The sequence below is a fragment of the Nitrospiria bacterium genome (genome assembly GCA_035517655.1).
GTDB lineage: Bacteria > Nitrospirota > Nitrospiria > JACQBZ01 > JACQBZ01 > JACQBZ01.
The window spans coordinates 1-24,318 of sequence record DATIYJ010000048.1; the positions used below are offsets into that span (position 1 = coordinate 1).

A 24,318-nucleotide genomic window follows, 5' to 3' on the forward strand; every position below is an offset into this window, starting at 1 on the left:
GTAGATCTTGCCCGTCGGGTTCGCCACCTGCAGCTTGCGGTCGAAGTCCACGTCGATCATGTCCGGCGCGTTCGGATTGTATTTTAACGCCCGATCCGCCGCGATCACGTTGAAGCTCTTCACCGGCGCGTCCGCCGGGCAGACCGTTTTCGCGGAAGCCGGAACCACCTCATGGCCCGGCAGCTTCTTCAGATCCGGGACCTCTTTATCCAGCACCCGGAGAATTCCCCAGCTTCCCTCTGAGAAATGCGATGCGCGGCCGTCAAAGTGGAGGTAGTCCCCGGCCATCTGCTGGGGTCCACCGGCCTTGGTGACCAGATCGTAGCGTTCGGCAATGCCGACATGATAGGCATTCCGGAAATCCGAATGCTCGGCATACCGCTCCGTCCGGAAGGCATGGCCGGCAATGTGCCACGTGTGGCTCTCATTCATCATGACATGCAGCAATCGAAACACAATGGGATCTCCCACGTAGGCCCTAAGGAGCGGCGTACCGGGATCCTTTCCGTAAACCCGGGTCGAAAAGACCATCGACGGCTCCGGCTTGAACTTCAACCGTTTTGCAATCGACTCGGCCCGGAAGAAGAAACCGCCCCCGGTGGTGTGCGTTCCGCCGTTGAGCATCGGGACGGCCACCAAGTCCAGGTCATACGGCATCTGGAAGAAAAGCGCCTGCCCCGCGTCGATGGCCGCCTTGACCGTCTGGCCGGGAGGATTCCCCGCCGTTACGACCTGCGCGGTGTACGGCACCGTGTCATGAAGATACTGAACCAACTCCCGGAAGCTGCCGTTCACCCCATAGCCGACCGGCTCGGTGGTATGGATATCGGCGATCGGTCCGCTCCGGATCTCCTTCCCGGTTTTCGGATCATGATAGGTGGAGCCGAACGGCTCGACAATCAGACCGCCCACCGCGCCGTGCGGCCAGGTGGTGCCGCCGAGGGCGTGGTCATGCCAGAAGACCGTTCCCAAGTCGGCGTCCACCCAATACCGATAACGGACATACTCCACCGAAGCGATCTCTCCCTTCTTGTGGCTATTTTTCAAAGGTTCACTGAAAAAGACCGTGTCCCCTTTGATGTCCTTGATCCACCGAACCTCCGAGGTTTTGACCTCGTTCATTCCGATCATGATATCCGTTCCGACATGATACGGCGTCGCCCCTTCCGGCATCTTGATTTTGATGCTGACGGCTCCGGCCTTGACGTCCTCGGTTAGAGTGGAATTCATCGGCACCGGAAGTCCCGCCTGTTTGTCTTTCTTCATCTCCGTAAACGGCCGGACCGACTGCTCATAAGAAAAGCCGGTGATCACGCCGTCCGAAGACTGGTTGTCGAATTGGATGAAATGCGGGTGGATGTTGATCTTCGACATCTGGAAATTGGTGGTGTCATTGTCCATCCACTCGCTTTTTAGGATGACGTCCACGCAGTCATAGACGTTGGCACGGTAGACCAACGGGCGCGCCAGATCGCTGTTCGCCCTCACGGCGGCTTCCTCTTCTTGGAGGACATAGATCGTCCCGTGCTGATCCACCACGGCTTTCTCTTTGCCGATGGCGTCATTCATCGTGATCGGTGTTTCGATAAAGTGGATTGTGTATTGCTTTCTTCCCGCATTCTCAGGACAGAGACTCCAACGCCCCTGTTCTCCCGGTCGGGCCGGAAGGGTCGTTTCACTTCCCGGTGCACCGACACTGCCCGGATCGGTCGACAAGGCTCCCGTATTCTTATCCATATGAATCGGCTCCAGCCACGGCGCAGGTCCGTGATGGCGGGCAAACGGAACCCGCTTTCCGAGGTGCGGCTTGAAATGCGGCCAAGCCAGCTTCCCCGTCTTCTCCTCGAACAGGATCGGCGGCCGCTTCCCCGGCATCGGAGAGGTGTACTTGGGCCACGGGAAGGTCCCCGTCACTTCCGGTTCGCCCATCGCCTTGCTCCCGTCCCAGGTCCAGTCCCATACCGTCGCATCGTAGGCCTCGATCTGGCCCTTCTCGTCCGCGACGTGGCCCGGCTGTCCGGCCGGCGGCAGCATCATCTTCACCCAGTCCTTGATCGAAACATCCGGAACGGCCTTGGAGAAGTCCGTCTTGTCCGCCGTGATGTTCCATTTCTTGTCGTACCAGTCCATCGTCCTTCCGACCAGCTTGTCGGAGGTCACGGCCGGCTTCATCCGGCCTTTCCGGTCGGGAAGCTCCTGCAAGGGCGGCATGATGTCGGTGCTGCCGAACGGATAGTTCCCGATCTGCAGCGTGTTGTACACACGCCAGTACGACCACATCCCGGCGACATAATGGTGCGCCACGTGGCAGTGGAACAGAAAATCTCCCGCGAGTTGCTGACAAAGACCGGACCCGCACTCGGTTTGAAGATCCAAGGCCTCGGTCGGCCCGATCACTTCCACGTCCACGCGATCAGACGTCGTCCGAACCTCCGGGAACTTCACCGGACCGTTTGAGGCCGCATTCATGAGGAAGTCGGCCTTTCCATCGGCTTGCGGCTGACGAAGCCAGCGGATGGATCCGCCGTGCGGATGGTGCGAATGAAAGACCTCGCCGCCGCCGTGGACCAAGCGAAACTTGGCCGGGTCCCCCATATACGATCGTGGAAGCGGCGTGGGCACATCGCCAAAGGTGTAAGCGCTGTAGGCCATCGACTCGTCTTCAAAATGGAAATACTTTTCCTGAAGCGCGAGGTTGTTGATCCCGAAGGGCTCGCTGCGATAATTGAGCGCCCGAGCGGAGGGACGGTAGGCATCCGTGTTGGGGTCCCGCTGCGGAATCATTTCGCCGTTCCGGTTCAGCGGCCGGAAGGATTCATCCCCGATTTCATGGTAGAAGACCACGAACTCCCGGAAATCCGGAACATTGGGATTGGCGATCATCACCTCCCATCCGCTCTTGGTTTCTTTTCCCGTGATTGCATCCAGATAGGTAGAACCCATCGGCTCCACGGTAAAGGACCCGATCATTCCCAGACTCGCCTGCTCGCGGCCGACATGGCTGTGCATCGCATGCACGCCCTCCTGCTCGTCCGGCCGGATGTACCATTCAAAAACCTGGCTTTTGCCCGGTTTGACGGTCGAATCCGGGTTGGCCGATGTCGCCGGCTGGCCGGTGGCCTTGACGATCGTGCTGGAACCATGGATATGCAAACCGACATCTTCGCCGTCCAACTGATTCCGGAGGGTGATGATCACACAGTCCCCCTGGTTTCCGCGGATATTGAGCGGCTGGATCATGTCGGTCTGAAGACCGGTCGAGACGGCGCCGATTTCATACCCCGGCTTCTTTCGGGCCTCACGATTGATTTTTTCCTCATCACGGACCTTCTGAATATTCTCGGTCAAAACATACATATATCCGGGATGGTAGTCCAGCCACTGATTCAGGGTAATCTCAACATTGATCGCCGAGACATCGTACTCTTTCACCGGAGCACCGGCCGGACAATGCCCGCCGTTGGTAACGGTTTCATTGGGACCGGCCGGTCCCAGGAAATAGCTCCGGTCCATTTGCTGCATCGTGGCCATGTCGGTGAAAGGCCCCGAACCGCCGGCGTGTGCCGCGCGTTGTCCGGAACCCTTCGCGATCTCGTCCATCAGCTTCTGCATCGCGGCGTCCACCTGGTCCTCATGTCCCGTGTGGCCTTCGGCTGAATCTTCCCGGGTGACCTGTTCTTTTAGCTTCGTCTTCCAGTCGGCGCCGGTCGGCCCGTTGGAATCCGCGACCTGAGCATGCGATTGTCCTTCCTCCGCGACCGCGGTCGGAAGCGAAAAGACGCCCCCGAAGAACGACGTCAGATAGAGTCCGGCGATGAGCGATGCCGTCTTCCCAAACCATCCGAAGTACCCTGTTTTCATGACTGACCTCCTTGATTTTCCCCCATAGGGCCGGTTCGATTCCTTCGCCTATTCGCCCGAGAATTTTTAATTTATTTCAGCACGGCGGACATGAGGTCTTCCACCGTGGCGTTCTTGATTCTTGTCTTGTCGTAGATCGTGAGCTGATTGGCCTCCAGTGTGCAATGAACAACCCTCGTATGATAGCGGGAAACCAATTCCTGCAAGAGGGCCTGATCTTCCGGGCTGCTCATTTCGCTAAAATCCACCACGACCTCCGGCTTGAAACTGCCGCATATTTTGTGAGCCGTCCTCACATCCGGCACCTTCTCGATCATCAAACGCTCCTGCTGCCCCTCCAGAAGGCTGACGATCCCGGTTCCGAACAACGATTGCGTCGTGATTAAAAGAAGCCGTCGCTTTTGCATAGAGCCCTCTACGGAGGTTAACGAACTGCAGATTACTCCCTTGTTAAAGGCGCTGTCTATTCCGCGAATGGTCTATTTTTGAGGGGGAAAGGGGTTATTCGAATATAGCTCTTCTGGACTATGAAGAAACCGGAGAAACGGAGTTCTTCAATCTTTACGGAGAGATTTTTGATTCACGAGGCCTTGTTCGTGGGCATAGATCGCGGCCTGGATGCGATTATTCATATGGAGTTTTTTGAGAATATTCTTGAGGTGGATCTTGACCGTGTGCTCGGAGAGGCAAAGGGCGTTTGCAATCTCCTTATTGCTGCTGCCCTTGGCTAAGAATTGGAGAATTTCGTGTTCACGCGTTGTCAGGAGGTTCACCTTGGATTCCGATGGGGTATCGATTTTATGGGCAATGCTGCTGAACTCGTTGAGCAGCTTCAAGGCCATCGAGTGAGGAATAACGGCCTCTCCCGCAGCCAGGAGATGGATGGCTTTGATGAGTTGGTCGGGTTCCACATTTTTAAGCAAATAGCCTCGGGCTCCGGCCTTGATCGCCGAGAAAAGATCCTCGTCCTCCTCCGAGACGGTGAGCATGATGATCTGCGCCTCGGGCATCGTTTCGCGAACGGCCCGGGTGGCCTGAATGCCGTTGGAGATCGGCATATTGACGTCCATGAGGATCACGTCCGGCTTGAGCGCCCGGGCCATTCGGACGCCTTCTTCGCCGTCCTTGGCCTCTCCGACCACCTCGATCCCTCGCTGCTGCCGAAGCAGGCTGGCGAGTCCTTTTCGAAAAAGAGTGTGATCGTCTACAATGAGAACTTTGACGGGAGGCATCGCATTTTATCTCTTCGCCATCTCCAGAGAAAGGGTCGCGCGGAGAGTCGTCCCGGCGCCCGGTTGCGACTCCAAGCGCAACTCACCCTGCAGATGCGCCATGCGTTCTTTCATGATCTCCAGCCCCATGCGGGGATGTTTCTGGTTCGGAAGCGACCGGGAGTCAAAGCCGCGGCCGTCGTCTTGGATCTTGACCTCAAGATGGGTCGGGGTCGATGAGAGCGATATCGTGATCTCCTCGGCGGATGCATGTTTGCGAACATTCGACAGGGCTTCTTGAATCACACGGAACAGCTGCACCTGGACGGTGGGGGACAGCGCGGGTACGTCGGATCGGGGAAGCTGAACCCGAATTCCGGTCCTGCGGCTAAAATCCTGCGCGTAGTCGGACAAGACCGTCAGGAAGTCCTGATCCTCCTTAAATTTCGTTCGGAAATTCACGAGCAGCTCCCGGACGTCCTCGTAGGTGTCTTGGATCACCCGACGGATCTGGTTCAACTCCGACAGAGCCTGCGTCGGGGCGCTCTTATTCAACAAGTCTTCCAGTTTTTTAGCCTCCAGATTCAAATAGGCCAGATTTTGCGCAATGCCGTCATGGATCTCCCGGGCGATCATGTTCCGCTCCTCCGCGACCGCCAATTCGCGAGTCCTCGCATAGAGCTGGGCGTTTTCAATCGCCACGCCGATCTGACGGCCCACAAGAACAAGGAACTCCTGGTCCGTTTTCATGAACGCATGGGGGCGTTTCGCATAAACCGTCATGATCCCCAGCACACGGTCTCTCGATTTCAACGGGATGCTGACGACCGAACCGAACGGTTCATCCCGACAGGCGGCCCGGGTTAAGCGAACCTCGGTCGATAGGTCGGGTGAAGAGACCAACTCGCCGGTCTGGGCCACCCGACCGCAGAGGCAGTCGCCGACGGGAATACAGTCCTCCGCATAGATAAACTCCCGGGAAATCCCGCGGCTCGCGATCAACTTTAGATGGTCGGTCTTCGGCTCAAGGATATGAACCGATCCGATGTCGGCTCCGGTCAACTCCAAAAGCTGGTCCAGCGTGCCGCCCACCGCCTTGTCCAGACTGCCCGTCTGGCTGATGATGGCCGACAGCCGGTTGAGCGTCGAAAATTGGGAGTTTCTTTGATGAAGAATCTCCGCCGCATCGAACCGCCGCGGAATTTTCCGAGCCTTCACGATTCGTCCCCTCCCCATTTCTTTGTCCACCCCATTATACCGGGATGCCAGGGAAAAATAAAGGCCGATTGCGGGATGGCTCACGTACGACTTAATTTATGGACAAATTCGACCGCGGCCTCGACATTCTCGACCGGCGTTTCGGGAAGGATTCCATGACCTAAGTTGAAGATGTGACCGGGCCGGCCCCCCGCACGCCGAAGGATGTCGTGAACGCGTCGTTCAATCTCCTTCGTCGGACCGAACAGGACGACGGGGTCAAGATTTCCCTGGATCGCGACTTCCGGTCCCACGCGTTTCCAGGCCTCATCCAAATGGATTCGCCAATCCACGCCGATGACCTCTCCACCGGCCTCGCGCATGGATTCCAGAAATCCGGACGTCCCTGTCCCGAAATGGATCACGGGAACACCCTCCGTTTTCAAACCGTCGATCATCCGCCGCGTGTAGGGCAGGACATACTCTCGGAAATCCTCCGGACTTAAACAACCGACCCAGGAATCAAAGATCTGAACCGCCTGCGCCCCGGCCCGGATCTGGGCCCGAAGGTAGCCGGCCATGGCGTCGGCGAGTTTCACCATCAACTCCTTCCAGAGCGAAGGCGCATGAAGCATCATCCGCTTCGTTTGAATGTAATGACTCGAATGGCCGCCCTCAATGATGTAGCTGGCCAGGGTAAACGGCGCTCCGCAGAATCCAATCAACGGAACCTTCCCGTCGAGTTCTCGACGGACCATCCGGATCGCCTCCATCACAAAAGGCGTCTTTTCGTCCGGTTCGAAGGGCTGAAGCGCCCGAACAGCCGCTTCATCACGTACCGGGTTATGGATCACCGGTCCCTCGCCCTTCGCAAATTCCAACTGGATGCCCATCGGCTCGAGTGGAAGCAGGATATCGGCGAAGATGATCGCGGCATCCACGTCGAAACGTTCGATGGGCTGAAGCGTGACCTGGGCGGCCAGTTCGGGGGTCTTGCAAATCGCGAGGATGGAGTGCGTCTTCCGGACTTCGCGATATTCCTTCATGTACCGCCCGGCCTGGCGCATGAACCAGACCGGGGTGCAATCGACGGGCTTTCTCTGGCAGGCGAACAGAAAACGGTCCCTACGGCTCATTATCCATTCCGATTAAAATAATGCTCTGATCCGAATACTCGAAAGTGGCGTTTTCGGAAACACGAGAAAAAAATTCAGAATATTGTATCAGCCGAGATTGAACGTGTCAATTCGAATTCAGGACCGAAAGAACAAAATTTATTTAGAAATCATGAGGATGCAAGAGAAACAACCGATACATTTTATTCCTTCAACGGACAAATCAACCGTTGAGATCGGGACTTTTCCAGTAGATCGACGGCCCCGGATTATAAATGCTCAACCATGCCGGTGATGGCCCGCTGTCTTATGAATGATTCATCTTGACAGTCCATCCTTCGATGGTAAAATTAAATCAACGACAAACGGATCGGAGACTTTGTTCAAAATGAATCCCACACACCCATCCAGCTCAGACAATGGAAAACGAAAAGTTGCCCTGGTTCTCTCCGGCGGAGGTTCGAAGGGGGCCTATTCGGTAGGGGTTGTGAACGCGCTGTGCGATCTGGGAATCCATCCGGACATCGTTTGCGGAACGAGTTCAGGGGCCCTGAGCGCGGCGATGGTGGTCGCAGGCGAGGAGAGAAAACTCCTCGAAATCTGGGAACACCTTACCACCGAACAAGTTTACTCGCGCATGTGGAAGATGTCCTTTATCGCCTCCTTTTTTGGAAATTTCACCTACCCCTATTTCTCCTCAAAACCGCTCCTGGACTTGATCCGCAACAGCGTGAATTTCGACAAGGTCAGGACCAGTTCCAAAAAACTCATCGTCAGCGCCTTCGACTTGGTGACGGGAAGAGTCTTCCGATTCTACAACGACAGCCCTCATCTCGACCTCTGCCTTCTGGCTTCCGCCAGCATCCCGGTGATCTTTCCACCGGTCCGAGTGGACGACCACGTCTTGGTGGACGGCGGCGTGACGGACAATGTTCCCTTCAAGACGGCCATCGAAAGCGGGGCCACCCAGATCTACGCGGCAATCAACAGCCGGAGGGAGGATTTCGCCAACAAGAAGATCCGAAACAACCTGGCGCTGACTATTACGCTTCTGGAAGCCAGCCAGTACGCCATTCTTCTGGACGACGCGCACCACCTGAATCGCATCAACAGCCTCTACCCTCGGGGCGAACTCCATCCGGTCGAAATGATCCTCTTGCAACCCTCGAAAAGCCTGGAACTCGGAACGCTGGAATTTTCAAACAGCTACAAGCTGAAACGCGCGATCGAGCTGGGATACGAGGACACCCTGAAACTGCTTTCCCGAAACGCGAATGAATCCGAACAGCGGGCGCAATCCCCTTCTCTAAAGGCGGGACTGGCCAGCCAATCAACCTAACGACTTTCTCCGTGTTGTTCCTTCCCCCGGCCCTCCGAAACCGCACCGATTGACTCCAGGCGCGGTGTGTGTTAAATCATAATCATGACACGGTATTCCCCGCCGCCCCCCTCCGAACTTGAGGAGGGTTCATGGACCCTCGAAGAGGCTTTTGGGTATTGCGAGCGCCTGACCTTGAGCCATTACGAGAATTTTCCGGTCGGCTCCCGCTTCATTCCCAAAAGGCTCCGGCCGTATGTCCACAGTGTCTACGCCTTCGCCCGCATGGCGGACGATTTTGCGGATGAACCCGACTATGTCGACACCTTGCGCTTGGCCTTCCTCGAAAACTGGGAGAATCAACTGCTCCAATGCGTCTGGCGAAAACCGCAGCATCCCGTCTTCATCGCGCTCAAAGAGACGATCGAGCGATTCGACCTGCCCGTCGCTCTCTTTCAGGATCTCCTCATGGCCTTCAAGATGGACGTGACCGCAAAGCATCACGCCCGGTTTGAGGATCTCCTGACCTACTGCCGGTATTCGGCCAATCCGGTCGGTCGTCTGGTCCTGCTCCTGTTCGACGATCACGACCCGGAACGGCATCGACTTTCCGACTCGATCTGCACCGCGCTTCAACTGACCAACTTCTGGCAAGACGTGGCAGTCGATTTCCGAAAAAATCGGATCTATCTCCCTCAAGAAGACATGGCGGAATTCGGTTACAGCGAAGAAGACCTCCGGAGCCGGCGGTGCAACGAGGCTTTTCGCCGATTGATGCGGCATGAAATCGCGCGGACGAGGGAATTGTTTCACCGGGGCCGCGGCCTTTGCGACCGGGTCGGACGGGACCTGCGCTTCGAGCTCCATCTCGTCTGGAACGGGGGAATGGCCATCCTGGACCGCATCGAGAACGCGGATTACGATGTTTTTTCTCACCGTCCCACCATCGGGTTGAAAGACAAGATCGCCGTCGTGACAAAATCCGCGATCGCCCGATACCGCCGGCAGGAGAAATCATCTAGATGATGCCGTCACAACCATCCCAGGCGGCGCACCGAAGCAGCAACTTTGCCCCGTCGTTTCTGTTCCTTCCCGGACCCCAGCGGGAAGCGATCGAGCGCGTCTACGCCTTTTGCCGGGTATTGGATGACGTTTCCGACGGCGCGCTGAGTCCGCAAGAAAAAAAGCGCCGGTTGGAATTCTGGCGGGAAGAGTTGAACCGATGTTATGCCGGACGGGGAACCCATGCGGTCGTCATCCCTCTGCAGAAAACGGTCGAAGAGTTTAAGCTGACCCGAACCTACTTCGAGGAGCTGTTGCAAGGGGTCGAAATGGACCTGACCGTCTCGCGCTATGCCAACTTCGTTCATCTCTCTCAATATTGTTACCGGGTCGCGGGCACCGTGGGTCTGATCTGCATCGAGATCTTCGGCTGTCCGAGGGAGTCGTACAAGGATTACGCCGTCGCGCTGGGCATCGCGTTTCAGATTACAAACATCCTCCGGGACCTCAAGGACGACGCGCAACGGGGACGGATCTATCTCCCGCAGGACGACCTCCGCCGCTTCGGGTACACCGAGGCGGAGCTGTTGAACTCAACCTACAACGAATCGTTCGCGGAGCTCATGCGGTTTGAGACCGAACGCGCCGGCGACTATTTCCGGCGGGCGGCCGAACTGGTCCAACCCGAACACCGACGGCAGCTCATCGCCTCCGAGATCATGGCCGCCATTTATTCCGCGCTGCTCCATCAGATCAGGGACGCCCGGTACAACGTTTTCGAGCGCCGCGTCCGCCTCTCCAAACCGCGGAAACTGGCCCTGGCTCTCAAGACCGCGCTGATGAACCGGATCGGCGGCGCGCGGGCCGTCACGGCATGAAGAAGGCTCTGATCATCGGCGGCGGCTTCGCGGGCCTGTCGACCGGCGTCGCCTTGGCGAGCCGGGGCGTGAAGGTCACCGTGATCGAACAACGTCGGATACTGGGTGGCCGGGCCTATTCGGTTGAAGACGGGACGACGGGCGAGCTGATCGACAACGGCCAGCATGCGCTGCTGGGCGCGTTTCATGAGACTCAGAAATTTTTAAAGGCGATCGGGTCGGACGGGCTGGTCCGTTATCAAAACCGCTTTCGAATGGTGCTGGTCGAGCCCGGAGGCCGCCGGATGATTCTGAGCGGCCGGCCGCTTCCCCCGCCCCTTCATCTGGCGTTCGGCGTCGCCCTTTGTCGGGGACTATCGGTCGCGGACCGCCTGCATCTGCTCCGGGCCGGGGCTTCGATCGCCATGAAGCGGTCGCTTCCGGACACGATGACGCTCAAGGAATGGATGGATTCCCTCCGTCAACCGGAGTCGCTCCGCCAACGCTGGTGGTATCCCCTCGCGATTTCGGCCTTGAATGAACTTCCCCACCGGGCCTCGGCGGATCTGTTCCTCCGCGTACTGAAACAGACCTTCCTCGGATCGCTCCGGGATTCCTCCTTCGGCATCATCACCGTCGGGCTGGGTGATCTCTACACCGAACAGGCCCGCAAATTCATCGAGGCGCGCGGCGGGGAGGTGTACCTGAACGCGCCCGCGGACCGGCTCGCCTTTTCCGGGCGCCGATTCGAGGCCGTCGTGCTGCGCAACGGCGGGGCGATGACGGCCGATTATGCCGTCAGCGCCGTGCCGCATTCGGCCCTGCGAAAATTGGTGCCGCCGGAGCTCGAGCAAGAAGGCGGCCCGTTCGAGGCGCTCGGCCATTTGGGCGATTCGCCGATGGTCTCGATCCATCTCTGGTTCGACCGGCCGATCATGGACGAGGAGTTCGTCGGGCTGATCGACTCCCCGATCCAGTGGGTCTTCGACAAGTCGCGCCTTTGGAAGAAAGACGAAACCCAGGCCGGGGCGTTGGCCTGCATCACGAGCGGGGCTTATGATCTGATCGATCGTTCGCGGGACGAGCTGATCGCGCTGGCCCGCAAAGACCTGGGACGATTTTTCCCGGAGGTCGGGAAGGCCAAACTCATCCATTCCCGGTTGATCAAGGAGCGCCAGGCGACGTACTCCTGTAGTCCCGAGGCCGAGCGCTGGCGCCCGACGCAAGAAACCCCGTACGAGAATTTCTTCCTGGCCGGCGATTGGACCCGCACCGGCCTCCCCGCGACCATCGAAGGCGCGGTCACGAGCGGACACCGTTGCGCGGAATTGATACTCCGGCGTTAGGCCCGGGTCCGGAGGGCTTTCGCGGCCCATTCGGGAAGGGTCGTCAACCGGATCCCGTACGCCTTGGCGAGTGCGGGAATGTCCGCGCTGTATCCGACCCGGTCGAACCACTCGAGCATGAGGGCATAATCCTCGCTGGACTTGCGAATCTCCGCGATCGGAACCTGCGCGAACTCGACCGTTTTGCCCGTCGCCTTGCCCAGGATTACGGCCGTCTCCGGCATCGTCTTCTCATCGCCGGCCAGGTCGATCTCCTTCCGGTTCATCTTTTCATGCTCTTCAAAAACCCGCGCGCCGAACTTCCCGATGTCCTCCACGGCGATCATTTGGAGGCGCGTGGCCGGTTTGAGCCCGATCATCAGCTTTCCCTGATCGAGGGCCGGCTTGAACCAGGGCGAGAGAAAATTATCCATGAAGAAGACGGGCCGCAGGATCGTGTAGGAAGGAAAACCGAGCCGGCGAACCGTCTCCTCGATCCGTCCCTTATTGTCGAAATGAGGGATGCCGGTTTTGCGTTGGGCCGACTCGACCGAAGTGTAGACGAAATGCGAGACGCCTTTCTTCCGGGCGACCTCGGCCAGGCGTTTGCCCTGCTCCTCTTCCTTCGCCACGCCGGCCTCCCAGGTGTTCTGGACCGAGAAGACGCCCCACGCGCCGGTGAGGGCGGCCTCCAGCGATTTCGGGGCGTCGAGATCCCCCGCGATCATCTCCGCACCGAGTTTTTTCAGCGCCCGGGCCGCATCTCCATCGGGTTTGCGTGTCATCGCGCGCACCTTGTGACCGCGTGATAGCAACTCGCGCGCCACCGCGCCGCCCTGCTGTCCCGTCGCACCCGTAATGAGGATCAGATCTTTTCCCTGATTCATGACCACCTCCGTCAATCGTTTATGGTAGTTCAGGCGGGCGGCCCGCCCATGAGATCCTTAAATCGGGAATGAATAATCTTAGGCTATCCCTCCTGTGATCGTTGGGTCAAGAAAAAAATGGCCGTCGGCATTCCATTTAAGCTCGGCTTCGTGTAAAATGAATATCTGTTGCGCTTGCGGTTGCGAAAATGGCGATTCAACCATCGATCGATCAAAGGGTTCATACCAAGGCGGTCTCCGAATTCCGTCCCGCGTGGTGGCTTCGCGGGCCGCATCGGCAGACGGTCTGGCGGCGCCTGTTCGACCGCCGGCCGGAGCCGCCCCTCCTTCGAGAGCGTGTGGACACACCGGACGGCGATTTCATCGACCTGGACTGGTTTGCGTCCGTCCGACGGCACGGCTACCGGCCGCTTTTGGTTGTTCTTCACGGCCTGGAAGGCTCCTCGCGTTCTCCCTACGTGCTCGGACTGCTTTGCGAAGCCGAGCGGCGGGGTTGGGACGGCGTGGCCATAAATTTTCGATCCTGCAGCGGCGAGATCAACCGGCGCCCCCGGTTTTACCACTCGGGAGAAACGGGTGACCTGGATCATATCGTCTCGTCGGTCGTCTCGGACAATCCGGGTCGGCCGATCGGACTGGTCGGCTACTCGCTGGGCGGAAACGTTCTCTTGAAATGGCTGGGCGAACACGGAGAAAAAATTCCCGAATCCATTCGAGCCGCCGTAGCGGTCTCCGTCCCGTTCGATCTGGCGGCCGCGGCCCACCGGATCGACCACGGCATCCACCGGATCTACGGCCAGGTCTTTCTGCGAACGCTCAAGCAGAAAGTGCTGCTGAAGGTTAAAATGTTTCCCGACCTCTTGGACCCGAAGGAGGTGGCTCGAATCCGGAGCTTCGCTCAATTCGACGACCGCGTGACCGCGCCGATTCATGGTTTCAAGGACGCGCGGGATTACTGGACCCGCTCAAGCGCCGGGCCGTGGCTTGAAGAAATCCGGAAACCCACATTCCTGCTCAACGCCTACGACGATCCGTTTCTCCCCGCTTCCTGTCTGCCGCATGACGCCGTGGCCCGGTCGCCCTGGCTGACGGCCGAGTTCACTCCCCGCGGCGGACACGTGGGGTTCGTCGAGGGAAGGAGTCCGGGAGCGGTCACTTATTGGGTCGACCGCAGAGTACTGGCCTATCTGGATTCCCTTGTCCGCACCGGAAGCGGTTGACATGATCAACACCCCGCGCGCTCAATGAGATCTCCTGGATTGGCCCATAAAGATTGCCGATCAAACTGAAAACCCGTCTCTGGCCCACCACCAAAGTAAAGTAAAAAAGCGTGTTTGTCTATACCGATGTCCCAGGAATGCCTGAATCGTCCGAAGGTCAACTTCGGACGCGACCCGGCGCTAACGCGGTTTGGCGGATTGGAGCAGAGTTAATCATCCCGGTGTCCCTAAACTCCACCAGCACCGGAAGCCGGCTTGACAGACATTCAAATGTGTGAGATAATATCGTTTGTTATTATAAATATTATTATCAGTTGACTGCAGGTGAGGACGCTTCCCTGTCTCGCGCGGGGGTGAAATGGCGATCCTGTCTGGCGCCTTGCCCATCGACGTTTTCGTGACGCACACGGAATTGTTGTCGGGGGCTTATCGGCCATCCGTGATAATGGACAATCGATGGATCGACTGCGCAACTTCGGTTTTCTGCTCAAGGACGTAAGCCATCGGTATGTGCTTCGCTTCGAGCAGCGGGCGCGGGGGATTTCCCTGACACTTCCGCAGTGCAAGGCGCTGGTCCGTCTCGAGAAGAACGAGGGTGTCAGTCAGGCCAGGCTCGCCGAACTCGCCGATGTGGAACCCATGACGATGGTGCGTATCCTCGACCGCATGGAAGCCGACGGTCTGCTCGAACGGCGTCCTGATCCAGGGGACCGTCGCGCGCGCCGCCTCTACCTAACCGGCAAGGGCCGGACCCTCCTTGACAAAATCTGGCGCCTGGCCGAGCTGACTCGCGCCGAGACATTCGCCGGCATCCGCCGGCAGGACCGGGACGCGTTTATGGATCTGCTGGAACGTATTCACCGGAATGTATGCGCTCTCGATGACCAGCCCATCGAGTCCCGGGACACCGCCGTGGGCATACAAGCGACGCCGGCCGCCGGCAAGGGTGCGAGCCGTTCCCGCAGAACCCGAACGAGAAAGTGATTATGGACGTAGCGAACGCCGAGGAAGAGAGTATCAGCGCCACGCCACAACCGCCGGCGATGGACCGGCGACGGCGTCTGCGCCTTCTGCTGATGGCGTTGGGGCCGGCCGGCCTCGCGGCCGTCGCCGCCTACTTCTATCTGACCGGAGGACGCTTTGAGGCAACCGACGACGCCTACGTGCAGACCGCGCGCGTCGCCATCAGCGCCAACGTCGCCGGACGCGTGCAGGAGATTGCCGTGCGCGACAACCAGGCTGTGCGCAAGGGCGACATGCTGTTTCGCCTCGACGACGCACCGTTCCGTATCGCGGTCGAGGAAGCCGGCGCGCAGCTCGCCGCGGCACGACTGCAGGTCGAGTCATTGAAGGCGACCTATCGGCAACGCCAGTCCGAACTCACATCGGCGCAGGAGACACTGGCGTTTCAACAACATGAATACGAACGGCAGCAGCGCTTGCTCGCTTCGGGCATTGCGTCCCAGTTACAGGTCGATCGTGCGCTGCACGCGCTCGATGAGGCCCGCACCCACGTCGCGGGCGCGCGGCAACAGGTCGGCGCGGTGGCCGCCAGCCTGGGCGGCGATCCGAACATCGCGCCGGACCGGCATCCCATGGTGCAGCAGGCACAAGCGCTGCTCGACCGGGCCAAGCTCAACCTATCCTACACCATTGTCACGGCGCCCAGCGAGGGCGTCGTCACGCGCGTCGAGCAACTGCAGGCGGGCAGCTATATCGGCGCGTCGGAGCCGGTGTTCGCGCTGGTGTCGACAGGCGATGTCTGGATCGAGGCGAATTTCAAGGAAGACCAGCTCACCCACATGCGAGTCGGCCAGATCGCCAGCGTACAAGTAGACAGCTATCCCGGTAAAACCTTCGAGGGGCGGGTGGCCAGCTTGAGTCCCGGAACCGGTTCGCAATTTTCGGTATTGCCCCCCGAAAATGCGACGGGAAACTGGGTCAAGGTGGTACAAAGATTGCCGGTGCGCGTGGAACTCGGGCATTCCGATCCGTCGTTTCCGCTGCAGGACGGACTGAGCGCCAATGTCAGCGTTGATACCGGGTATCAGCGCCATCTTTTCGGGTCGGCTGAAGCGAATCCGGCCGGCGCTTCGACTGGAGTCAAGTGAATACCACCGCGGCCACAGGAGGCGAACCCGTCCTGGCCCAGGAACGGATGCTCATCACGCTGGCTGTGATGTTGGCCTCGATCATGCAGGCCCTCGACAATACCATTGCCAACGTGGCGCTGCCGCGCATCCAGGGCTCGCTGTCGGCGACGCAGGACCAGATGGCGTGGGTGTTGACGTCGTACATCATCGCCGCCGCCATCATGACGCCGTTGAGCGGCTGGCTGGCGGGACAGATCGGGCGCAAGCGGGTGTTCCTGATTTCGGTGGTGGGTTTCACCGTCGCATCCGCCCTGTGCGGAGTGGCCCAGTCGCTGCCCGAGATCGTCCTCGCCCGGTTGTTCCAGGGGCTCTGCGGGGCCGCGCTGATCCCGATGTCGCAAGCCGTGCTGCTTGACATCAATCGGCCGGAGCAGCACGGCAAAGCGATGGCGATCTGGGTGATGGGCGTCACCATCGGACCCATCCTGGGTCCCGCCCTCGGCGGCTGGCTGACCGAGAACTACAACTGGCGCTGGGTGTTCTACATCAACGTGCCGTTCGGCATTCTTTCCTTCCTCGGTATTCTGGCGTTCATGCCGGAAACGCAGTTGCGCAAATCCCGTTTCGATTTCTTCGGTTTTACCGCGCTGAGTCTGGCCATCGGGGCGTTCCAGCTGATGCTCGACCGCGGCCAGCTCAGGGACTGGTTCAGCTCCACCGAGATATGGATCGAGGCCATCGTGGCCGGCGTCTCAATTTATCTGTTCGTCGTGCATATGGTTACGACGACCAAGCCGCGGTTCGTGAGCCCCGCTCTCTTCAAGGACCGCAACTTTCTCACGGGCAACGTGTTCATTTTCATTGTCGGCGTCGTGCTGTTCGCGACGCTGGCGCTGCTGCCGCCGTTGCTGCAGGACCTTCTAAATTATCCCGTCGTCCTGACCGGCCTGGTCACCGCGCCGCGCGGCATCGGAACGCTGGCGGCCATGTTCATAGTGGGCCGGCTGATGGGAAAAGTCGACACCCGGCTCATTATCGCCACGGGCTTCGGTCTGACCGCGTTTTCGCTGTGGCAGATGACGGACTTCTACCTCCAGATGGACAGTTCGCTGGTCGTGTGGTCCGGGTTCGCGCAGGGTCTCGGTACCGGATTCGTATTCGTACCGCTCGCGGCCATCACCTTTGCCACGCTGTCGCCGAAATTTCGGAACGAAGGGACGGCGGTGTTCAGTCTCATCCGTAATCTCGGCAGCAGCATCGGCATTTCCGTGGTGGAAACCCTTCTGACGCGAAATACGCAGATGATGCATTCGCGGCTCGCCGAACAGATCACGCCCTACGGCGACGTGCTGCACGCGCAGTCGCCGATGGCCCTGTCGACCATTCGCGGCCTGGCCATGCTCAACGAAAGGGTCAGCGGTCAGGCCGCGATGATCGCCTACAACAACGACTTCAAATTGATGCTGGTGCTCACGCTGTGCGCCATTCCGCTGGTTGTGCTGCTTCGCAGCGGCCGTTCGAAAAAAGATGCCGAGCCGGCGGTGGTCGAATGACGCGTGCGGGATTCGGCACGATGCTGGCATCGGCCATCGCCGCGGCGACGCTCGCCGGGTGCGCGCTGGGGCCTGACTTCGCGCGTCCCGAGCCGCCGCGCGCCGATCGCTATACGCCGCAACCATCGCACGTCGAGGCCGCGCCGCCGGCGGACGATTCCGCGCAGCACGTGGTGCTGGGTGAACAACTCAGCCGCGATTGGTGGAAGCTGTTTCAATCGGACGCGCTCGATGATGTCGTTCAGCGCGCGCTGGATGGCAATCGCACGCTCGTCGCGGCGGCGTCCACGCTCGCGCAGGCACAGGAACTCGCTGCCGCGCAAGCGGGAACCCGGACTCCCCAGGTCGGGCTCTCCGCCGGCATCGGCAGGCAGAAATACGGCGCCGAGTTTCTCGGCACCTTGCCCAAACCGCCGCCGTTCACCTATTTCGCGGTGGGACCGACCGTCAGCTACGCGCTCGACTACACAGGAGGCGTCGCACGCTCGGTCGAACAACAACATGCGCTCGCCGACTACCGGCGACAGCAGCTCGACGCGGCCTATCTCGCCGTCACCGGTAACGCCGTCATGCAGGCGTTGAAGATGGCCTCGCTCCGCGCGCAGATCGCCACCGTCGAGGCCATCCTCGACCAGGATCGGGAAAACCTGAAGCTCGTGCAGGTGGCGTTCGCCGCGGGATCCGTATCGCGTCTGGATATCGTGACCGCGGACAGCCAGCTCGCCAGCGACACGACCCTTTTGCCGCCGCTGCGCCAGGAACTGGATCTCGCGCGACACGCTCTGGCGATCGTTCTGGGGCGGCCTCCCGCCGGCGTTGCGCTACCCGAATTCGATCTCTCGCAACTGGCGTTGCCGCGACGGCTTCCGGTAAGTCTGCCGTCGGAACTCGCGCATCGGCGGCCCGATATCCTGGCAGCCGAGGCGCAGCTGCACGCGGCGACGGCGGCCGTGGGCATCGCCACCGCCAATCTCTATCCGCACATCAATCTTATCGCATCGACCGGCCAACAGGCCGTCGATTTCGGCCGTTTGTTCGACCGCGCGAGCAACGTTTGGAATTTTTCCGGTGCGCTGCTCGCGCCGCTTTTCGACGGCGGCACGCTGCGCGCGGAACAGAGGGCCGCCATGGACGCGATGCATGCGAGCGCGGCGAATTACGAACAAACGGTGCTGGTCGCGTTCGGTCAGGTGGCCGACTCGCTGCAGGCGCTCGACCACGACGCCGAACAGCTCGACGCCCAGGCGCACGCCCAGAATGCTGCGGGAGAGAATTTAGATCTGACGCGCAAGAGCTACAGCGAAGGCAACGTGGGCGTACTGCAGGTTCTCGACGCCGAGCGTCTGTACCAGCAGGCGCGCCTTGGCTATGTGCGCGCGCAGGCACAGCGTTACATGGACACGGTGCAGCTCTTCCTTGCGCTGGGAGGGTCGGGACCGGAAACCGACGCATCCAATGAAGACAATACACACCCGTCGGCGCGGCGCTACCACTAAATAGTGAGTGGAGCTGCATCCGGACTGCACCAGGGACCCAGAAGAGATTGAGGACCCGAGGCAGCGAAGTGAAAGCGGGGGGAATAGATGGGCCCAAACCCACCACTCTCAGGCCTACTCCACCCAATTAGCGTTTTTTTATAACTCTTTGCTGGAATTGGTTCTTGTGGGATAGAGCAGGCCGGAATCGGTGTAATCCGAAGTCTTCCACAAAAGACGACGTCGGGACGGGTGGGAATCGTTTCGGCTCTTACCGACGGGAGGTTTCCGGTTCCAGGTGGATCACGACGCGTTGCTTGAGCGCCTCGGCAATTCGCTCCAGCATCTTCAAGGTGTGCCCTTCATATTCGGCATCCTCCAGTCTTGAAATGACGGACTGAGTCGTCCCGATCTTCTTCGCAAGCTGGGCCTGCGTAAGACCTGCCGCTTCCCGGGCGCGACGAATCGCCAAGGCCGTCTGGAAGCTGATCTTCTCTTCTTCGTATAACTCCTGTAACTTGGGATCTTTTACGGCACGACGCCGGAGAATTTCAACGGCGTCCACTGTCTTTCCTTTCATGATTTATTCCTCCGTATACGTATGACCCGACGGATCGTTTTCAAAAATAGCCTTCCGACGTACGGCCAAGGCGATCTCTTACGATGGAACTCGATCCTCTTTGGTCAGGCCGTTTGATAACACGATCACATCTCTTCCATGGAAGAAGTACAAGATGCGATAGTTGACCGACTGAAATCGCCATCTCAACTCGTAGACGCCATCCCGGAGATAGTCCGCCTCCGGCCGACGAAGCTCGTGTCCTATCTCGGCCAACCGTTCAATACGGACACGAGCCTTGGCCTGAATTCTCTTGGGCAAACCGTCCAACCACTCCAGAACCGGGCATCCCTCATGATCCGCAAAGAAGACAACTTGAGTTGTCGGCATGAACTAATATAGCATATTTGCTATATGTGGTCAAGCAAACCATATCTGTATAAAATGCGCAGTCTTGCACAAAGCAGGTGGGAATCGGCAAAGGTGTCTAAGGTAAGACGCGAATTTCAGTGCAGCGGGGGTGGGCCCGGCTTGATCCAGGCCAGACCGTGGGCGGTGTCGTCCTTGGAGGGGGACTCAGCCTCCATGGCTTTCTTTCGCGCTTTGATGCTCACGACGCCGCCTTGTGCTTTTCATAAATCGGCACAACCTTGGGAAGCCATAAAACCAACTCACAGAACTCCTCATGCTGCATTCTTGGCCATCCGATAGGGCTGGATCAGCACTTCCGCAGGAATGCCTAATCCCTTGTGCAGATTACGGATCATTTCCATCGTAAGCGCCCGCCTCCGGTTGAGCACTTCGGAAACGCGCGCACGGCTGCCGAGGAACTTTTCAAGATCGCGACGCGTCAGCCCCCTGCTTTCCATGTAATGCTGGATGGCATCAATGGGATTTGGAAGAGGCACGGCATGATGCTTCTCTTCATAGGCCGTTACGAGCGTCGTTAGCACCTCAAGACGGTCGCCGTCCACCGTGCCGGATCGAGCCTCAAAAAGTCGCTCGATTTCTTTTAGAGCAGCCAAGTAGTCCTTTTTTGTTCGGATCGGTTTGATCTCCATGATGGCCTCCAATTATACCTTTTCCGCATTGATCGCGTCATACTCCTTGTGCGTCCCTATAAACCGGATAAACACAATGCGAAAATCATATTGCACGGCAACAACGAGCCGGTATTTGTTCCCTTTGATGTTGAACACCACCCTGTTTTGCCCCACAAAGCTGGCATTTCGGTAAACCGCTTTTATATTCGCCGGACTCCGCCAGTCCGCATGTTTGACATCATGATACCATGCCTGTAACGGCTGCTCAGCATCTGGATGTTTTTCCCAAAACTCTCGAAGTATTTTGCGCGATAGGATACGCACAGCGCATTATACCGCGTTCCCGATTTGGGAGCAAGGTCAAAAAGCGGAAAAGTGGCTTTTGAGTCGGTTTTTTAAGGGTAAGGTTAATAATTTCATTACGAAAGCTACGGTTTTTCTGAAATCTCTCGTTCTGAGGACATCAGGAAGGAATTCTTATCGCAAGGGAACTTGGACTATTTTGTAACTTTTATACTTCGATGCTCAGGACGCCGCCTTGCGCTGCTCATAGATCGGCGCGACATCGGTGAGAAAAGACACAACCCATCTCGGCAAAGAGCACACCGGCCGGTTTATGTTCCTGATGGTATTCACTCAAAAATCAAGATACAGGAATGTCGAAAATTTCAGAGGGCGTGGACTTCAGTACAACGGACGCTGGGGACCGGGTTTCATCCCGGCCAGATCGGGATCGGTGCCCTCCTCGGTGGGAAGCTCGGCTTCCTTGGCCTTTTTTCGCGCTTCACGGCGCATGATCTTTTCATTGCGCTTCTCAACCTTCGCGCGCTCACGGATCCGCTTCGTCGCGGTGGCTTTTGGACGACCTGCCATATCGGTTCCTCAAGGGTGTAACAGAACTCTCTGATGATCTTTACCCTATCACACTAACGGACAAAACGCAAACAGATGTTTTCGGTCCATCGAGACGGATGGCCCGAGAACTCGATTACAGATAATATTTAAATTCGCTGCCGAACGTGGGGAAATAGGCGGAGATCAGGGTGATGTCGAAATTGGACAGGATGGATTCTTTGGCTTCGCGTTCCAGCAGGTATTCGAACGCGGCCTGGACACAGCGGGCCGGGCCGACCTTGCCGCCCGTCAGCTTCCGGTAGGTGGCCTGCGCCATTGTGACTTTATAACGGCCCGCGCCGCCTTCGTCTTCAACCGTCACGTCGAAGATCATCGGATCGCCTTCGTCCAACGGTTTCACGTCAATCACGTCCGTCTCCTCGCGTTGAAGTCATGGAGAGCCATGATCGAACGCCAACAACTTTAATCCTGTTACGCCGGCGGGTCCTGTCCTTCGGCAGCCCCATCCGTCCTCACTCCGCATGCTCCGAAGATTTATTCGGGGAACCTCACGAAAGAGCCCTTGGCTTTTCTGTTGCGGGCGGATGGGGCGCCCCGCCTGCGGCCACCCGCCGGATGTCACCCAAAAATTGTCGTTCGTGTTAATTTCATCTTATCGCGCCTTCTTGCTGTTCTTAGGCCGCGCACGACTTCGTTTTTGTTCTTCCGGCGGGATTTCCTCCAGCACCATGAGCAGCTGTTTTTCGACGACGGCCTCGTTCAGTTTGACCGCGATCTCCTTGATGACGCCGTGCATCGGCGCCAGGACGGCGGTCTCGACCTTCATCGCCTCGATGTTTAAAACCTCCTCGCCTTCCCGGACGATGTCCCCGATTTTGAGAATCCGGTCCTTGTCCCCGATCCGCCAGACGTTTCCCATGATGGGAGAGGCGATCTGCCAGGGAATCGTCGGATCGGCCAGTCGCGTCGCCGCCTTCTGGGCCGTTTTGCGGGAAGGCATCTCGACGGGGAAAACATGCATCGTGTTGTTGACCGAAAGAACGATATGCTTGACCCCATTGACCTCCTGGCCGATCGAAACCAGTTTAATGGTGTTGGGTTTCCCGTGGGTTTCAAAGGCGACTTCGCTTCCGGCTTCTTTCAAGCCGTCGAACCAGACCGGGGTCGGAAGAACGGAGGTGTTTCCGAAACGGGTCCGGAACCGAATGAAATCAACCGCCGCTCCGGGATGTTGCAGGTAGAGCACCAGCTCGTTTTCGGCGGGATGTCGCTCGATCAATCGTTGTAGTTCCTCCCGAACCCGCTGGATTTCCTCGTCCGGTTTCTTGGCCAGCGGAGACGATTCGACCCTCTCCTTCGCGACCTTCTCCCGCCAGGAGTCCCCGAAAACGGATTGATAGACCCAGTCGGCGGGCCATCCGAACGGCAGCGGCCCGTACTTTCCCAGCAGGAGATTCTTCAGATCATCCGTGGCGCGGGCGTACAAGCCCAGCAGGGCCTCCTTTTCCTCCGGTCTGAACGCATCAAACGACTGCCCCTGCGCGACGAACCGCTCGCAAAGGTCGAGGAGATCCTCGACCCCCTTCACGCCGCCTTCCTTATAGTGATACTGGATGATCCCGGCCCAGGTGGTCCAGGTGATTTGAGACCCCGGGGTGACGTCGAAATATTTAATGAACCGATTGCCGCAGCTCATCCCTCTCAAGATATGCGGCATGAGCGGAAGAAAACCGCCCTTGGCGGCCTGCTCGAACGAGCTGGGGAAAGCGCCCCCGGGCATGCGGTGTTCGGTAACCTTGTAGGAGAACCCGCGGAACGGGGACTCGAACTCCTGGTACCGGCCGATGAAGCCCGTGACCGCCTCGGCCGCCTTGTCCACCATCGGGAGATCCAGGCTGGTTTCGATCCCCATCTCGTGAAGAAGCGCCTGGACGGCGCGGACCGGCGCATGGCCGTAGTAGCGCGTGAACGGATCGTCGGTCACATCGAGAATCCTCACCCCGGCCTTGGCCGCGGCCGCCAGGGCCGGAACGGCCAGCCCGTCCGTCGCGTGGCGGTGGTATTGGATCACCAGATCGGGATACTTCTGCAGCAACGCGTCCGTCAGCGCCGCAATCCGCTTGGGGGAGCCCACCCCGGCCATGTCCTTGACGCACAGGATGATCTCTTCCGTTCCGCCGGTGACGTTGAGAATCTCGTCCGTCACCTTCCGGTAATAAGCAGCGGTGCAATCCTCCGAGACGCTAAATGAGATCGCGGGTTGAAACAGCTTTCCGCCTTCCATCACCGCCTCCGCGATCGGGATCATGTTGGGAACGTAATTCAGGAAATCGAAGCAGCGCCAGACGTCCACGTACGGAAGAAAGGCTTTCACCGAAAGACGGATCACGTTGCGGGGGTACATACGGTAGCCCCAGAGATTGGTCGAGCGGACCAGCGTCTGGGTCATCACGTCCGGCATCCGTTCCTTCCAGAGGATCGCCTCCTCGAACGGGTCGGTCATGTTCTGAAGAAGGTTCTGGTGGAAGCGGGCCCCCCCGTGGTTTTCGACTGAAAAATAACCGGACCGGTTGTAGAGCGGCGCGAGCCGGATCAGGTCATACAGCGTATGCCGGTTCTTGAAGTCGCTCTGGCCGGTATCCCGGGGGCCGGTGTTGGTAAAATAGACCCGTCGGTCGCTCCGGAGGGCGGCGACGTTTTCGCGGGGGCTTTTTTTCGGATGGACCGTCATGTTCGCTCTTCTACAG

The 24,318-nt window shown here is 58.8% G+C and carries 22 protein-coding genes; 9 read left to right on the forward strand and 13 right to left on the reverse strand.

Translation table 11 applies throughout. The features are described 5' to 3' along the window. The 5 genes from VLY20_09280 to hemE all read right to left on the reverse strand — a co-directional run. On the reverse strand, nt 1-3,861 hold a 3,861-nt coding region (locus VLY20_09280), incomplete at its 3' end, for a multicopper oxidase domain-containing protein (protein ID HUK56834.1). Between the two features lie 71 nt (nt 3,862-3,932). Next, entirely contained in the window at nt 3,933-4,268 is a 336-nt protein-coding gene (locus tag VLY20_09285; GenBank protein ID HUK56835.1) for a hypothetical protein, read from the reverse strand. Nucleotides 4,269-4,415: 147 nt separating this feature from the next. Then, entirely contained in the window at nt 4,416-5,093 is a 678-nt protein-coding gene (locus VLY20_09290; protein ID HUK56836.1) for a response regulator transcription factor, read from the reverse strand. A gap of 6 nt (nt 5,094-5,099) precedes the next feature. Continuing rightward, nucleotides 5,100-6,290: a GAF domain-containing protein gene (locus VLY20_09295; GenBank protein HUK56837.1), complete on the reverse strand. Its 1,191-nt coding sequence runs from the start codon at nt 6,288-6,290 to the stop codon at nt 5,100-5,102. 80 nt (nt 6,291-6,370) lie between these two features. After that, the gene (gene hemE, locus VLY20_09300; protein ID HUK56838.1) at nt 6,371-7,405 is read right to left on the reverse strand and encodes a uroporphyrinogen decarboxylase; all 1,035 of its coding nucleotides are present in this window, start codon (nt 7,403-7,405) and stop codon (nt 6,371-6,373) included. 367 nt (nt 7,406-7,772) lie between these two features. On the opposite strand from hemE, the gene VLY20_09305 reads away from it, so the two are divergent. The 4 genes from VLY20_09305 (at nt 7,773) to hpnE (ending at nt 11,907) form a co-directional block, all read left to right on the forward strand. Beyond that, nucleotides 7,773-8,723, forward strand: coding sequence for a patatin-like phospholipase family protein (locus VLY20_09305; protein ID HUK56839.1), 951 nt, complete (start codon nt 7,773-7,775; stop codon nt 8,721-8,723). An 84-nt stretch (nt 8,724-8,807) separates the two neighbouring features. Next, nucleotides 8,808-9,728 carry a squalene synthase HpnC gene (gene hpnC, locus VLY20_09310; GenBank protein HUK56840.1) on the forward strand — a complete coding sequence of 307 codons (921 nt, stop codon included), beginning with the start codon at nt 8,808-8,810 and terminating at the stop codon, nt 9,726-9,728. Continuing rightward, on the forward strand, nt 9,725-10,582 hold the full coding sequence (hpnD, locus tag VLY20_09315) for a presqualene diphosphate synthase HpnD (protein HUK56841.1): 858 nt from the start codon (nt 9,725-9,727) through the stop codon (nt 10,580-10,582). Before hpnC ends, hpnD begins: the two co-directional genes overlap by 4 nt. Continuing rightward, entirely contained in the window at nt 10,579-11,907 is a 1,329-nt protein-coding gene (gene hpnE / locus VLY20_09320) for a hydroxysqualene dehydroxylase HpnE (GenBank protein HUK56842.1), read from the forward strand. The genes hpnD and hpnE overlap by 4 nt, the downstream gene beginning before the upstream one ends. On the opposite strand, the gene VLY20_09325 is transcribed toward hpnE, so the two are convergent. Beyond that, complete coding sequence (locus tag VLY20_09325; protein HUK56843.1) at nt 11,904-12,773, reverse strand: NmrA/HSCARG family protein; 870 nt, start codon at nt 12,771-12,773, stop codon at nt 11,904-11,906. The two genes, hpnE and VLY20_09325, sit on opposite strands and share 4 nt — an antisense overlap. A gap of 188 nt (nt 12,774-12,961) precedes the next feature. Between VLY20_09325 and VLY20_09330 the strand changes: the two genes are divergently transcribed. From VLY20_09330 to VLY20_09350, 5 genes are all read left to right on the forward strand, one after another. Further along, nucleotides 12,962-13,993 carry a hydrolase gene (locus VLY20_09330; protein HUK56844.1) on the forward strand — a complete coding sequence of 344 codons (1,032 nt, stop codon included), beginning with the start codon at nt 12,962-12,964 and terminating at the stop codon, nt 13,991-13,993. Between the two features lie 456 nt (nt 13,994-14,449). Beyond that, a complete protein-coding gene (locus VLY20_09335) occupies nt 14,450-14,977 on the forward strand; it encodes a MarR family transcriptional regulator (protein HUK56845.1) in 528 nt (175 codons plus the stop codon). Between the two features lie 2 nt (nt 14,978-14,979). Beyond that, on the forward strand, nt 14,980-16,104 hold the full coding sequence (locus VLY20_09340) for an HlyD family secretion protein (protein ID HUK56846.1): 1,125 nt from the start codon (nt 14,980-14,982) through the stop codon (nt 16,102-16,104). Between the two features lie 47 nt (nt 16,105-16,151). Continuing rightward, nucleotides 16,152-17,639, forward strand: a complete 1,488-nt coding sequence (locus VLY20_09345; protein HUK56847.1) for a DHA2 family efflux MFS transporter permease subunit — start codon at nt 16,152-16,154, stop codon at nt 17,637-17,639. After that, nucleotides 17,636-19,135 carry an efflux transporter outer membrane subunit gene (locus tag VLY20_09350; protein HUK56848.1) on the forward strand — a complete coding sequence of 500 codons (1,500 nt, stop codon included), beginning with the start codon at nt 17,636-17,638 and terminating at the stop codon, nt 19,133-19,135. The genes VLY20_09345 and VLY20_09350 overlap by 4 nt, the downstream gene beginning before the upstream one ends. Nucleotides 19,136-19,385: 250 nt before the next feature. Here VLY20_09350 and VLY20_09355 read toward each other — a convergent pair whose 3' ends face one another. The 7 genes from VLY20_09355 to VLY20_09385 all read right to left on the reverse strand — a co-directional run bounded on the left by VLY20_09355 (nt 19,386) and on the right by VLY20_09385 (nt 24,302). Continuing rightward, the gene (locus tag VLY20_09355) at nt 19,386-19,694 is read right to left on the reverse strand and encodes a helix-turn-helix transcriptional regulator (GenBank protein HUK56849.1); all 309 of its coding nucleotides are present in this window, start codon (nt 19,692-19,694) and stop codon (nt 19,386-19,388) included. A 78-nt stretch (nt 19,695-19,772) separates the two neighbouring features. Then, nucleotides 19,773-20,063 (reverse strand): type II toxin-antitoxin system RelE/ParE family toxin, encoded by a 291-nt coding sequence (locus VLY20_09360; GenBank protein HUK56850.1) that lies wholly within the window; start codon nt 20,061-20,063, stop codon nt 19,773-19,775. A 293-nt stretch (nt 20,064-20,356) separates the two neighbouring features. Next, nucleotides 20,357-20,734 (reverse strand): helix-turn-helix domain-containing protein, encoded by a 378-nt coding sequence (locus VLY20_09365; protein HUK56851.1) that lies wholly within the window; start codon nt 20,732-20,734, stop codon nt 20,357-20,359. A gap of 12 nt (nt 20,735-20,746) precedes the next feature. Continuing rightward, nucleotides 20,747-21,040, reverse strand: a complete 294-nt coding sequence (locus VLY20_09370; GenBank protein HUK56852.1) for a type II toxin-antitoxin system HigB family toxin — start codon at nt 21,038-21,040, stop codon at nt 20,747-20,749. A gap of 360 nt (nt 21,041-21,400) precedes the next feature. Then, nucleotides 21,401-21,589, reverse strand: a complete 189-nt coding sequence (locus VLY20_09375; protein HUK56853.1) for a hypothetical protein — start codon at nt 21,587-21,589, stop codon at nt 21,401-21,403. A gap of 115 nt (nt 21,590-21,704) precedes the next feature. Beyond that, nucleotides 21,705-21,980 carry a hypothetical protein gene (locus VLY20_09380; protein HUK56854.1) on the reverse strand — a complete coding sequence of 92 codons (276 nt, stop codon included), beginning with the start codon at nt 21,978-21,980 and terminating at the stop codon, nt 21,705-21,707. 243 nt (nt 21,981-22,223) lie between these two features. Then, complete coding sequence (locus VLY20_09385) at nt 22,224-24,302, reverse strand: biotin/lipoyl-containing protein (protein ID HUK56855.1); 2,079 nt, start codon at nt 24,300-24,302, stop codon at nt 22,224-22,226. Nucleotides 24,303-24,318 lie beyond the last annotated feature (16 nt).